Here is a 12,262-nt window from a genome sequence, read left to right as displayed (position 1 = left end):
GGGCCTGCCGTGTGTCAGTTGCTGCAGGACAGCGGCTCGGTGAATTTGTAACCCTGGGTCCGCAGGCCACGCAACGGTGCGGGGCTGCCCAGGGCATCGCTGAGTTTGCGCCGCAGGCGGCTGACAATCGCCTCCAGGCGTCGTTCGTCGTAGCTCAGGTATTCCGCGCCGAGGGCTTCGATCAGGGCCTTGCGGCTGGCCTGATGCAGTGGCGAGCATTGCAGGCATTCGAGTAGGCGCCGCTCGCTGCGACTCAAGGCCAGAGGCGTGCCGTGGGGAGTGTGCAGGATCTGCCGGGAGGCGGCGAGGCGCCAGCAGGTGGGCGCCGTGGTGGTGCTGGGTTTGGGGGGCCGGCCGAGGCGGCGCATCAACGCGCCGGCCAGGGCAAGCAGTTCGCCTTCGGCCAGGGGCCTATTGAGGCAGTAATCGGCGCCGAGTTCATAGCCGCGTAGGCGGTGTTCGGGTTTTTGCCGCTCGGTCAGCAGCATCAGGCCCATGGCCGGCCATAGCTGGCGGATATGACCGGCCAGTTCGAGGCTGGCAGCGCTATTTTCCGGTATGTCGAGCAGGATGATATGGGGGGCGAACGCGGCGATGTCGCCGTCGCTCAAGGTCGCTCCCTGGCAGTGATGCACCCGGTGGGCCTGGCGTTGCAGGTTGCAGCCAAGCTCGTTCAGGCTTTTGGGCGCCGACTCGACCAGCAGCAAACGCAGGGTGTTCGCAGGCATTGGCAGTGCTCCCGCATGGCCCTAGTGATAGGGCGATGCTAGCCAAAAGCCCGCAAGCCTGCCTGAGCAAATCTGAGCGTGTCGCCCAGGCCTCAGCTGTCCTTGGTGGCCGGCTGGCTGAGTTCGCTCAGGGCACTGGCCGTGTTTTTAAAGGCGGCGGCGAAGATCGCGCGGTTTTTCGCCATGTAGATACTGGCGTCTTCGGCAAGTTGTTCGGACAGCCCCGGTACGTTCTTTATCAGCACCTCGGTCAGGAGCTCAGCCAGTTCGAGCATTTGGTCATGGGCATCGGCGAGTTTGCGGTCCACGAACGTAGTCTCCAAATCGCGGGTACTGCGGTAAAGGGTTTCAACAGCCATGTGCTTGGCCTCGTCGTCATAGGCAGTGTTGAAGGGACAAGCCCTCGGTTAGGGTCAAAGCGCTCTGGGTGCCCGGCGTGCCGGAGGGTGGGAGCCCAGAAGCGACTAATTTCCTTTTGCTACTACTGTGTTTATATACAGCAACGAGGATAAGGCAATCGCTGCATTTTGGATAGCGGCTTTTTAATGTAGTCGGGTTTCGCTGTTTTTCATCCGCAAGTAGCCTGGCGAGGGGCGCGGGATCATGGCAGCTTGTGTCGAAAGCCGGATAGCCATCATCTCAAGGGCAGCCTGGCCTTTTTTCTGCATGCAGGGAAACAGTCATGTCCAAACCGCATCATGCGATCGAGTCGATCTAAGGAAGTGCAGCGTGAAAATCAACTGGGCCGAGAACCTGCGTAAAAACGTCCATGAGCTGGCCGAGTCACTGGGCAACCTGTTCGTCGAGTCGTTCCACTACCTGGCGTTGTTCGCCATTGGTGCGGTGACGGCGTGGGCGGCGGTGATGGCGTTTCTGGGGATGATCGAGAAGGGCCATATCACGGTCGATGACATCCTGCTGCTGTTCATCTACCTGGAACTGGGGGCGATGGTCGGGATTTATTTCAAGACCAACCATATGCCGGTGCGCTTTCTGATCTATGTGGCGATCACGGCGCTGACCCGTCTGCTGATTTCCGATGTGTCGCACCATAATCCACCGGATATGGGGGTGGTTTACCTTTCCGGGGCAATTTTGCTGCTGGCGTTCGCCATCCTGGTGGTGCGCTATGCCTCGTCCCAGTTCCCTTCGGTCAAGGTCGAAAACCCACACCGCAAGAGCACGGTCGCCGGCGACGCGATAGAAGTGGAAAAGGGCGAAATCTAGCTAGATCGCTACCTGGTGGGGCTGGCGACGCCAGTCCGGCCGGGAGGGGCGGGTTAAGCCGGGATGGTCGTCAGCGGTCATGGCGGCGAGGATTTCCATGGCGCTGTGGCCCTGTTCGATGGCAATACCGAATTGAACGCTTTCGATCAGGCGCTTCAGGCGCCGTGGGTCGTTGCGCTGGGCGGCGCTGATCAGGCGTTTGGCGACGATCCCGTGGGCGTTGGACAGGGTCAGCACAATGCTGCCATCGAGCCCCTGGATGCTCAGGTTGACCCGGTATTCGGGTTGGAAAGCATCCGTGATGAGTTGAAAGGGATTGTCCATGGTGCGTCACCGGTTGATGGAAAACATGCAGTCATTGACCGGCAGCACAGGGCATTGGTTCGCGCGTTCAGATCGGCGGCCGGCCCGTTTGACTTAGCAAGGCCCATGCCGCCATTTGCCGATGCTCTGCAGGAGCGAGTGTTACGCGATGCAAAGCTCGCGCCTGCAGGTCCCCGGTCAGGCGGTGAAGGAGAACAGGATCGCCGACAGGGCTATCAGCCCGATCACCACCACGAACACATTCGACAGTTTGCCCGAGTACTGGCGCAGCGCGGGCACTCGGCGAATCGCGTACATCGGCATCAGGAACAACAGGCAGGCAATCACCGGGCCGCCAAGGGATTCGATCAGCTTGAGGATGCTCGGGTTGAGGGTCGCGACCAGCCAGCAGGCCAGCACCATAAACAGCGCCGTCAGGCGTTCCAGCCAGACCGCTGAAATCTGTCGGTCGCGCGAGCGCAGGCTCTTGATGATCAGCCCCTGGAAACCTTCGCTGGCGCCGATGTAGTGGCCCAGAAACGACTTGGTAATGGCGACCAGTGCGATCAGTGGCGCCGCATAGGCGATCACCGGTGTCTGGAAGTGATTGGCCAGGTACGACAGGATCGAGATGTTCTGCTCCTTGGCGGCAGCCAGGTCGGCAGGCGACAGTGCGAGGATGCAACTGAAGCAGAAGAACATCACCGTGACCACCATCATCACGTGGGCCGCCGCCAGGATCCGGCTGCTCTTGGCTTCGGCCTGGTCGCCGTAGCGGTGTTTCTGCTCGACCGCAAAGGCGGAAATGATCGGTGAGTGGTTGAAGGAGAAGACCATCACCGGAATGGCCAGCCACAGGGTTTTAAGAAAGGTCGACCATTCCATGCCCTGGGAGGCGGTGGCGAAGAAGGCGCCGTTCCAGTTCGGGATCAGGCTCAAGGCCAGCAGCAAGAGGGCGGCGACAAAGGGATAGACCAGAACGCTCATGGCCTTGACGATCACGCCCTGGCCGCAGCGGACAATCGCCATCACGCCGAGGATCAACAGGAGCGACAACACGACTCGCGGCGGTGGGTCCATGTGCAGCTGGCGTTCCATAAAGCTGCTCAGGGTGTTGGTCAGCGCCACGCTATAGACCAGCAGGATCGGGAAGATGGCGAAGAAGTACAGCAGCGTGATCAGCTTGCCGGCGCCAGCGCCGAAGTGTTCTTCGACAACTTCGGTAATATCTTCGTTGGCCCCGGCCCGACCGGACAGCACGAAGCGCGTCAGGCCACGGTGGGCGAAGAAGGTCATGGGGAACGCCAGCAGCGTCAGCACCAGAAGTGGCCAGAAGCCACCTATCCCGGCATTGATCGGCAGGAACAAGGTTCCGGCGCCAATCGCAGTGCCAAAAAGGCCCAGCATCCAGGTGGTGTCGTGCTTGCTCCAGGCCTGCGAAGTCGCGGAGGCGGGAGCGGTGGCGCATACGTTTTCTACGGCGGAGTTGGCATTGGTCATTGGCATCCGCGGATTTTAGGGTTTTTGCTCGATGAAGAACAGCAACGCCAGTCGGAACGCCTGATCAAGGCGCGCGCCGGTGCCATGCCTGGCAGGGGAAAAGGAGGGCTTGGAAGCGGGTTGCAAGGTGGCTCAACTCCCGACCATAACAGCGCTTTTGCCCTTTGTCCGGCTTTATTTGCGATGCAGGCATTATCTTTTTTTAGGGGTTGAATTGTTCAGCCAACTGCCCAATTCTGTAGGTAAGAGGTCTGGTTTTACACACCGCGAAGGTGTGTCGGGATCCTCTCGCGAGCTAGCTGAAATAAGGGATGAACTATGCAAATCCAGGTCAATAGCGATAACCATATTCAAAGCAGCATCCGACTGGAGGAGTGGGTACGTACTACCGTTGAAAGCACGCTGGAACGCTACGAAGAAGATCTGACCCGTGTCGAGGTCCACCTGCGGGACGAGAACGGCGACAAGCCCGGTCCCCACGATATGCGCTGCCAGATGGAGGCGCGGCCAAAAGGCCATCAACCGATTTCGGTCACCCATAAAGCCGATACGCTGGAACAGGCGATCGATGGGGCGGCCACCAAGCTCGAGCATGCGCTGGAGCACCTGTTTGGCAAGTTGCGCGGCAAACGTGCCGTCGCGGCGCCGACCGAACGCCGGGACCTGGGCGATGCCCTGCTCGAAGAGGAGTTTCTGGAAACCCAACAGGCAGCACTCAATAGCTGACGCCTGACCCCGACAAAAAGGGCCTGCATTGCAGGCCCTTTTTTTTTCTTTGTCGCGCGAGTTTGAAAAACGGCTCGCAGTTCGCAACATCACTTCAGGCCCGTGCACACCAACCGTTGGTGCCTATTCAACTGAACGCTGTTGTTGCTCCGGCTGCCGTCGGCGGGCAGCTGACGTTGATCCCGGGCGCGGGTCATTAGCAGTGAGCTTCGCTGGGGCAATTGCAGTACGCAATCAGTGCGGGCCGACGACGAAGAACCCGGTCGGTCAGAGTGCTTTGCACATGAGAATATTTATCATTAATATTGGCGCCCTGTTCGCGGGCTGTGAATTCATGGCCCGCGCTATCCTTTTTCATCCCAGGGTTCACGCATGAAGCGCAACGCCGGCTCGCCCCCCATTGCCTATCGCCTGGCCGTCACCTCCCGGGTGCTGGCGGCGGTTGTGGGGGGGTATGTGCTGGCGGCGCTGGTCAGCGTCTGCATGGCACTGCTGTTGCCCATGGCGCCGGCCGAGGCCGTGGTCAGCGGAATGCTGAGCTCGTTTGTGGTCTATCTGCTGGCTGTGCTCTGGTGTTTTGCCTGCCGCACGCCGCGTCTGGCGTGGCTCGGGTTGATGCTGCCAGCGTCCGTGCTGGCGACGCTCGCCGCGTTGGCCTATTGGCTGGGGCGCCTATGAAAGAGGGCTTTCGACAGTCCATGGCCTGGCTCCACACCTGGAGCGGGCTGGTCTTTGGCTGGTTGCTGTTCGCGATTTTCCTGACCGGCACCCTGGCGTACTTCAACGATGAGATAACGCGCTGGATGCAGCCGGAAATCCACACCGGCCCCAGTGAGCCCGCCGCGTCCCTGCGCTTGGCCCAAGACTACCTGCAAGAGCATGCCGACGGTTCCGCGCGCTGGTTTATCGGCATGCCGTCGGCCCAGTCGCCAGCCCTCTCGCTGGATTGGCAAAAGCCCGGCACCCCGGGGCGCCGTGGCGATTTCGAGGGGGTCAAGCTCGACCCGCAGACCGGCGCCCGGTTGCAGGGCCGCGAGACTGCCGGCGGCAATTTCTTCTACCGCTTCCACTTCGAATTGCAGATGCCCAGGCCTTGGGGCCGCTGGCTCTCGACGGCGGCGGCAATGATGATGTTGGTCGCACTGGTCACCGGGATCATCACCCACAAGAAAATCTTCAAGGACTTCTTCACCTTTCGTCCGCGCAAGGGGCAACGCTCCTGGCTGGACGGGCACAACGTCCTGGGTGTGCTGGTGTTGCCGTTCCATTTGATGATCACCTTCAGCAGCCTGGTGATTTTTATGCACATGGTGATGCCGGCCGGGATCGCGGCGGTGTATGGCAATGACAGTCGGGCATTTTTTGATGAGGTCTTTCCCGCGAGCAATGCGCCTGCCGCGCAGGGGCAACCGGCGCCGCTGGTGGCATTGGACTCATTGCTCGAGCGCACACAGGCCCGCTGGGGCGGCGAGGTGCCGGGACGGATCACGGTCAGCAACCCCGGTGATAGCAATGCCCATATAACGATCCAGCGCTCTCGGGCCGCCAGCATCGCCCGTGACCCGTATGACCGGCTTGAATTCAGTGGTGCCAGCGGCGAGCTGCGCACGGTGAGCGCCGGGGCGACCCCGACGCCCATGCTGATTGCCGCGACCTTCTATGGCCTGCATATGGGCCAGTTCGCCGGGCCGTTGATGCGCTGGCTGTATTTTCTGGTCGGCCTGGCCGGCACGGCGATGATTGGCACCGGGCTGGTGATCTGGCTGGGCAAGCGCCAGCTCAAGCACGCCAAAAGTGCGGTGATGCCTGTCGAGCTGCGGCTGGTGGAGGTGCTGAATATCGCCAGCATGGCCGGGTTGGTGCTGGCGGTCGCTGGCTACTTCTGGGCCAATCGCCTGTTGCCGGTGGACCTGGTTGCTCGGGCAGATTGGGAGATCAACAGCTTCTTCGGCCTCTGGGGCCTGAGCGTGGTGCACGCCTGCTGGCGTCGCGGGCGGCAGGCGTGGGTCGAGCAGTTGGGCCTGGGCGCGTTGCTGTTCGCGACGATCCCGTTGCTCAATGCCCTGACCACTTCGGCACATCTTGGGCGGTACGTGGCGCAAGGCGACTGGACGCGGGCGGGCTTCGACCTGACCTGTCTGGCGAGCGGGTTGCTACTGGGATGGGCGGCGTGGCAGATGCAGCACCGGGTGTCGCCGGTAACGACGAAGGCAGCCCGCGCCACGCGGGGCACCGTATCGAGTGAGGTGGGTTGATGCTGCTGGCGACCTTGTTGAGCTACGCCGGTTTTAGCGCGTTGTGCCTGTCGCGGGATCGGCACCATAGCGAGGTGTTCGCTGGCAAACCTGGCGTGCTTCGCCGCCTGGCGCTGCGTCTGGGCGGCTGGCTGCTATTGGGCCTGTCTTTGCCCGCCGCGATCCTGGCCAGCGGCTGGAGTTTCGGCCTGGTCGAATGGACGGCTGGATTGATGGCCAGTGCGTCGCTGCTGGTCTGGCTGTTGCCTTATCGACCCCGTGCGGCCGTGGGCCTGGCGGCGCTGGGGTTGCTCGCCTGCCCGTGGGCGGTGCTGTCATGAGCGAGCGGCCGGTCGAGCCGGCTGGCGCCGAGGGCGGCGAGCCACAAGCCGGGCGTGCGCATTTTCTCCGGGTGTTCCTGGCCCAGCGCTCGCAGATGGAGGCCCTGGTCAGCCGGCGTGTGGGTTGTCGGGCGACCGCCGCCGACCTGGTGCAGGACCTGTTTGTGCGGTTCTGGCGCCGGCCCCTGGTGCAGGTCGAAGAATTGAGTACCTACCTGTTGCGCTGCGCGGGCAACATCGCCATCGATCATTTGCGCAGTGAAGGCGCGCGGGTGCGCAGCAGCGAAGGCTGGTTGCCCGAGCAGCAGAGTCACGCCGCCAGCGAACCCCAGGCCGCGCTGGAAGCCGGCAATGATCTGCGTTCCATCGAGGCGGCGTTGCGTGGCTTGCCCGAGCGCACGCGGCAGATTTTCCTGCTCAACCGCATCCATGGCCGCACCTATGCCGAGATCGCCAGGGCCATGGGGCTGACCCAAAGCGCGGTAGAAAAACATATGATGCGCGCCCTCGGGGCCTGCAAGGCGAGCCTGCGGGAACCGACGATCGTACGCCAGCCAGGGACAGCGCCTAGATGAAGCACTCGGATTGCACGATTACACCGGCCCAGGAAGAGGCCGCGCTGGCCTGGATGAGCCTGTTGAACGACTACCCTAGCAGCGGCGATCAGGCCACGTTCAGGCGCTGGTTGCAGGCGGACCCGGCCCATGTCCAGGCCTACGCCCAGGCCCAGGTGCTGTGGGTATTGAGCGAAGGACCGGCGCGCAGGCTGGCCCGGGAAGAGGCGGGTGCGCTGCAAGGCTATCTGGAGGCCATGGACCGTGCGCCTCGATCTTCCCTGCGGCGTTGGTCGGGCGCTCTGGCGATGGCCGCGAGCCTGGTGTTAATGGTCGCCCTGGGCGGTGGCTGGCAACCACTGCGCTGGTTCGATGATCTGGGCGCGGACCATGTTTCCGCACCGGGGCAGATCCGCACCGTGACTCTGGCCGATAACAGCCAGGTCACCCTGGATGCCGACAGCGCTATCGCGGTGAATTTCAGCGCCGGCGAACGTCATGTGCAGCTGCGTCGTGGCGTGGCGTTTTTCAGCGTGGAGCATACCGGCGAGCCGTTTGTAGTCGATGCCGGCGGCGGTGAGGCGCGTGTGCTGGGCACCCAGTTTGAAGTGCGGCTGCAACCCCAGGGGGCGCAAGTGACGGTGTTGTCAGGGCGGGTCGCGGTCACGGCGCGGGCGGGCGAGCCGCGCCAGGTACTGGCGGCCGGCGAGCAGGTGGCCTACGCACAAGGTCGGGCCGATGTGCTACACGCGGTGGATAGCCAGGCCCAATTGGCCTGGCGCCAGGGCTGGCTGAACTACTACAAGACCCCGTTGGCCGAGGTCATCGCCGATCTGGGGCGCTACTACCCGGGGCGGATCGTCTTGCTGAACCGCGAACTGGCCGAACGACGCATCAGCGGCAGCTTTCCCAATAGCGATCCACAGGCGGTGCTGAACTCACTCAGTGGCGTTCTGGGTTTTGAGCAGCACAAGGTGCTGGGACGATTGATCGTCCTGCGCTAAGCGGCTGGGCGAGGGCGGGCTTGGGGCGAGAGTGCTCGCCCCGGTAGGCAGCCTGAATTTTTTTTTGAAAAAAATGTGAGGTATTCCCCGGGTTGTTCCGTGTAGTGAGTGAAAGTGCGATTCATTCGTATCTAAAGCTCCTTAACTCACGAGTCATCAGCATGAAGTCCAGGGCAATATCGGCGACAGGCGGTTTGGTTAAACAATGGTTCGGTGCCTCGGTACTGGTGGTTTCGGGCCTGGCCCTGTTGCCCCTGGCTGTGGCTCAGGCGACAGAAGATCCCAGCCCGCAGCACAGCGCCGTGTTTAGCTTTGCCATCGCTGCCAAGCCCTTGCCCCAGGCACTGAGCGAGTTCAGCCGGGTGACCGGATTGAGCGTGGTCTACACCGACGAAGCGCCCTACGGCCAGCAGGCCCCGGCGCTCAATGGCCAGTTCAGTGCCGAACAGGCGTTGCAGCGTTTACTGGCGCGCTCCGGGCTGACTTTCCGGCGCACCGATGCGCGGACCCTGGCCCTTGAGCCGCTGCCCAGCGAAGGGACGCTGAACCTGGGCGCCACCACCATCAATGCCACGGCCCAGACCTCGGCGACCAGCTATCAGCCGCCGCCCACCTCGTCGATCATGCGTTCCGGCGCAACGCTGCAGGAGACCCCGCAGACCGTCAATATCGTGCCGGCCCAGGTGTTGCGCGACCAGGCCCCGCGCAATCTCGATGACGCCCTGGCCAATGTCAGCGGCATCACCCAGGGCAATACCCTGGGCAGCACCCAGGACTCGGTGATGAAGCGTGGTTTTGGCGACAACCGCGACGGCTCGATCATGCGCGACGGCATGCCGGTGGTGCAGGGCCGTGCGTTGAATGCCACGGCCGAGCGGGTCGAAGTGCTCAAGGGCCCGGCTTCGCTGCTTTATGGCATCCAGGACCCGGGCGGCGTGGTCAATGTGGTCAGCAAGAAGCCTGAGCTACAGGCCTACAACGCCTTGACGCTGCGCGGCTCGACCTACGGCGATGGCAAGAATGGCAGCGGTGGCGGTCTGGACAGTACCGGTGCGCTGGGCGATTCCGCCCTGGCTTACCGCCTGATCCTCGATCATGACGACGAAGACTACTGGCGCAACTTCGGCAAGCATCGCGAGACCCTGATCGCGCCTTCCCTGGCCTGGTACGGCGAGGACACCCAGGTCCAGGTGGCCTACGAACATCGTGAGTTTCTCTCGCCGTTCGACCGTGGCACGGCCATCAACCCGGACACCCTGCGTCCGCTGAATATCCCCCGCGAACGTCGCCTGGATGAGCCGTTCAACAATATGCAGGGGCGCTCGGACCTGTACCGCTTCGAGGTCGACCACGCGCTCAACGACGATTGGAAGGTCCACTTTGGCCTGAGCTACAACCGCGAAACCTACGACGCCAGCCAGGTTCGCGTCACCGGGATCAATACCAAGACCGGCACGTTGACGCGCAAGATGGACGGCACCCAGGGCGCCTTGAGCAATGATCGGTTTGCTACTGTCAGCTTCGAGGGCAAGCTCAATCTGGCCGGCCTGCAGCATGATGTGGTGGTCGGCATGGACGATGAGCATCGCAAGATCTATCGGGCCAAGCTGATTCGCCAGAACAGCCTGACCAGCTTCAGCTACCTCGATCCGGTGTATGGCCGCGAGGTGGCCGGCACCACGGTCGGCCTGCCGGACAGTGCCCAGACCGACAAGCTGCGCAGCGATTCGCTGTTTATGCAGGACTCGATCCACCTGAACGATCAGTGGATCCTGGTGGTCGGTGGGCGCTTCCAGGCCTACGATCAGTACGCCGGCAAAGGCATACCGTTCAAGGCCAATACCGACAACAGCGGGCAAAAATGGGTGCCGCGCGCGGGCCTGGTGTACCGCTACACCGACGAGCTGTCGTTCTACGGCAGCTACACCGAGTCGTTCAAACCCAACTCGACCATTGCCCCGCTGAGTGGCAGCACCATGATCCTTGACTCGGCGGTGGCGCCGGAAGAGGCCAAGTCGTGGGAGTTGGGCGTGCGCTTCGACCGTCCCGGTAGCCTGACCGGGAACATCGCCCTGTTCGATATCACCAAGCGCAATGTGCTGGTGGCCAATGCCGAGGGCCCGGTCACCTTGTACAGCGCGGCCGGGGAAGTGCGCTCGCGCGGGTTGGAAGTGGACATGACCGGGCAGTTGAGCGAGCGCTGGAGCGTGATCGGCAACTATGCCTATACCGATGCCGAGGTGACGAAGGACATCACGTACCAGGACAAGCGCCTGGCGAACGTCGCGAAGAACAGTGGCGCGTTGTCGGCGGTCTATGACGTTGGCAGCCTGTTGGGCGGCGACCAGTTGCGGATCGGTGCCGGGGCGCGCTATGTCGGGGAGCGGGCGGGCAATGCGATCAACGATTTCGACCTGCCGGGCTACACCGTTGCCGATGCCTTTGCCACGTACGACACGCAACTGGACGGGCAGAAGGTCAAGTTCCAGCTCAATGTGAAGAACCTGTTCGACCGCACGTATTACACCTCCAGCGTCAGCCGCTACTTTGTGTCCATGGGCGATGCGCGACAGGTGTCGTTGTCGAGCACGCTGGAGTTCTAGGGCGAGCCTGCTGCCAGGGCGCTGTTAGCGCCACACCGCCAGGCGATATTCTCCCGGCGTGCCACCCAATGCCTGTTTGAAGCGGTTGGCAAAGTGGCTGGCGCTGGCAAACCCGCAGGCCAAGGCAACCTCGCCCAATGGCTGTCGGCTATTGCGCAACAGCTCGCGGGCCCGGGCCAGGCGCCGCGCCAGCAAGTACTGATGGGGCGGCAGGCCAAAGCTTTCGCGGAACATCCGCGCAAAGTGGTACTCCGACAACGCGCATTGCCCGGCCAGTTCGCCGAGGCTGATCGGCTGCTCCAGGTGTTGCTCGATATAGTCGACCAGATGCCGGCGCTGGTGTGCTGCCAGGCCGCCCTTGAGCCGCAGCCCTTGGCGCAGGCCCACCTGGCTGAGCAGGGTATGGCTGAGCAGGGAATGGGCCAGGCTGCTGGTGAGCAAGCGTTCGCCCGGTTCGTCCCAGTTCAGCTCGATCAGTTGGCGAAAGCGCTGGGCCTGCTGCGGGTCTTCGAGGAAGGTGCTTTCGCGCAATTGCATTTCCCGCGGCTCGCGATCGAGCAGGGTGATGCAGCCCAGGGCGAACTGTTCCTGGCTGAAGTACAGGTGCGCCAGGCGAATCTGGCCATTGATGACCCAGGCCGATTGATGACCGGCGGGCAGGATGCAGAGTTTGTCCGGGGCCCCCTTGGCGTCGGGCTGCTCGCGCCTGAACGTGCCCGTGCCACCGGCGATATAGCAGGACAGCGTGTGGTGGCTGGGGCCTTCGTATTCCTGGGCGTCGTGATGGTTGCTCCACAGGGCTGCGGCCATGCCGTCACCGAGTTCGGCGCTGTGCTCCAGGCGAGCATTGGGCGAACGGTTGAGGGCTTGGAACACTTGCAGGGTTTCGAGTGCGGGCATGATCACGTCTCCAACGCTTCGCATCCTACGCCCAGATGGGCCATGTGCCAGCCCTGTTCGCGATAAAAGCGCAAGTTTATGCAAGCGTGCGTTCAGCCCAGGCGCGAGACTTGAGCCAAGCACACTTGCAGTTGGGTCTGGA

Annotated in this window: 13 protein-coding genes; 8 read left to right on the top strand and 5 right to left on the bottom strand. The window is 62.7% G+C overall.

Annotation, left to right across the window (positions count from 1 at the left end; translation table 11 throughout):
• Positions 1–14: 14 nt before the first annotated feature.
• Together NPS46_RS18750 and NPS46_RS18745 are read right to left on the bottom strand one after the other, a co-directional pair.
• Positions 15–728, bottom strand: coding sequence for a response regulator transcription factor (locus tag NPS46_RS18750; protein WP_274109769.1), 714 nt, complete (start codon positions 726–728; stop codon positions 15–17).
• 92 nt (positions 729–820) lie between these two features.
• Positions 821–1,087: a YebG family protein gene (locus NPS46_RS18745; RefSeq protein ID WP_274109767.1), complete on the bottom strand. Its 267-nt coding sequence runs from the start codon at positions 1,085–1,087 to the stop codon at positions 821–823.
• Positions 1,088–1,457: 370 nt separating this feature from the next.
• Between NPS46_RS18745 and NPS46_RS18740 the strand changes: the two genes are divergently transcribed.
• On the top strand, positions 1,458–1,955 hold the full coding sequence (locus NPS46_RS18740; RefSeq protein WP_274109765.1) for a phosphate-starvation-inducible protein PsiE: 498 nt from the start codon (positions 1,458–1,460) through the stop codon (positions 1,953–1,955).
• Here NPS46_RS18740 and NPS46_RS18735 read toward each other — a convergent pair whose 3' ends face one another.
• Positions 1,956–2,279, bottom strand: a complete 324-nt coding sequence (locus NPS46_RS18735; RefSeq protein WP_274109763.1) for a DUF3509 domain-containing protein — start codon at positions 2,277–2,279, stop codon at positions 1,956–1,958.
• A 177-nt stretch (positions 2,280–2,456) separates the two neighbouring features.
• Complete coding sequence (locus NPS46_RS18730; protein ID WP_274109761.1) at positions 2,457–3,758, bottom strand: serine/threonine transporter; 1,302 nt, start codon at positions 3,756–3,758, stop codon at positions 2,457–2,459.
• A 318-nt stretch (positions 3,759–4,076) separates the two neighbouring features.
• On the opposite strand from NPS46_RS18730, the gene NPS46_RS18725 reads away from it, so the two are divergent.
• The 7 genes from NPS46_RS18725 to NPS46_RS18695 all read left to right on the top strand — a co-directional run bounded on the left by NPS46_RS18725 (position 4,077) and on the right by NPS46_RS18695 (position 11,220).
• Positions 4,077–4,484, top strand: a complete 408-nt coding sequence (locus NPS46_RS18725; protein ID WP_274109759.1) for an HPF/RaiA family ribosome-associated protein — start codon at positions 4,077–4,079, stop codon at positions 4,482–4,484.
• A gap of 372 nt (positions 4,485–4,856) precedes the next feature.
• Positions 4,857–5,162 carry a DUF3649 domain-containing protein gene (locus tag NPS46_RS18720; RefSeq protein ID WP_274109757.1) on the top strand — a complete coding sequence of 102 codons (306 nt, stop codon included), beginning with the start codon at positions 4,857–4,859 and terminating at the stop codon, positions 5,160–5,162.
• A complete protein-coding gene (locus NPS46_RS18715) occupies positions 5,159–6,739 on the top strand; it encodes a PepSY-associated TM helix domain-containing protein (RefSeq protein ID WP_274109755.1) in 1,581 nt (526 codons plus the stop codon). The genes NPS46_RS18720 and NPS46_RS18715 overlap by 4 nt, the downstream gene beginning before the upstream one ends.
• A complete protein-coding gene (locus NPS46_RS18710) occupies positions 6,739–7,059 on the top strand; it encodes a DUF3325 domain-containing protein (RefSeq protein WP_274109753.1) in 321 nt (106 codons plus the stop codon). The genes NPS46_RS18715 and NPS46_RS18710 overlap by 1 nt, the downstream gene beginning before the upstream one ends.
• The gene (locus NPS46_RS18705; RefSeq protein ID WP_274109751.1) at positions 7,056–7,634 is read left to right on the top strand and encodes an RNA polymerase sigma factor; all 579 of its coding nucleotides are present in this window, start codon (positions 7,056–7,058) and stop codon (positions 7,632–7,634) included. Before NPS46_RS18710 ends, NPS46_RS18705 begins: the two co-directional genes overlap by 4 nt.
• Positions 7,631–8,617, top strand: a complete 987-nt coding sequence (locus NPS46_RS18700) for a FecR family protein (RefSeq protein ID WP_274109749.1) — start codon at positions 7,631–7,633, stop codon at positions 8,615–8,617. Before NPS46_RS18705 ends, NPS46_RS18700 begins: the two co-directional genes overlap by 4 nt.
• Before the next feature lie 161 nt (positions 8,618–8,778).
• Entirely contained in the window at positions 8,779–11,220 is a 2,442-nt protein-coding gene (locus NPS46_RS18695; protein WP_274109747.1) for a TonB-dependent siderophore receptor, read from the top strand.
• Positions 11,221–11,244: 24 nt separating this feature from the next.
• Here the strand turns inward: NPS46_RS18695 and NPS46_RS18690 are convergent, their stop codons facing one another.
• Positions 11,245–12,120, bottom strand: coding sequence for an AraC family transcriptional regulator (locus tag NPS46_RS18690; protein ID WP_274109746.1), 876 nt, complete (start codon positions 12,118–12,120; stop codon positions 11,245–11,247).
• Positions 12,121–12,262 lie beyond the last annotated feature (142 nt).

Origin of the sequence: Pseudomonas putida, assembly GCF_028682395.1 — a bacterium.
In the GTDB taxonomy this organism is placed as follows: Bacteria; Pseudomonadota; Gammaproteobacteria; order Pseudomonadales; family Pseudomonadaceae; genus Aquipseudomonas; species Aquipseudomonas putida_AB.
The sequence above is the reverse complement of the archived record's forward strand: the minus strand, read 5'-3'. Positions and strand labels throughout refer to the sequence as shown.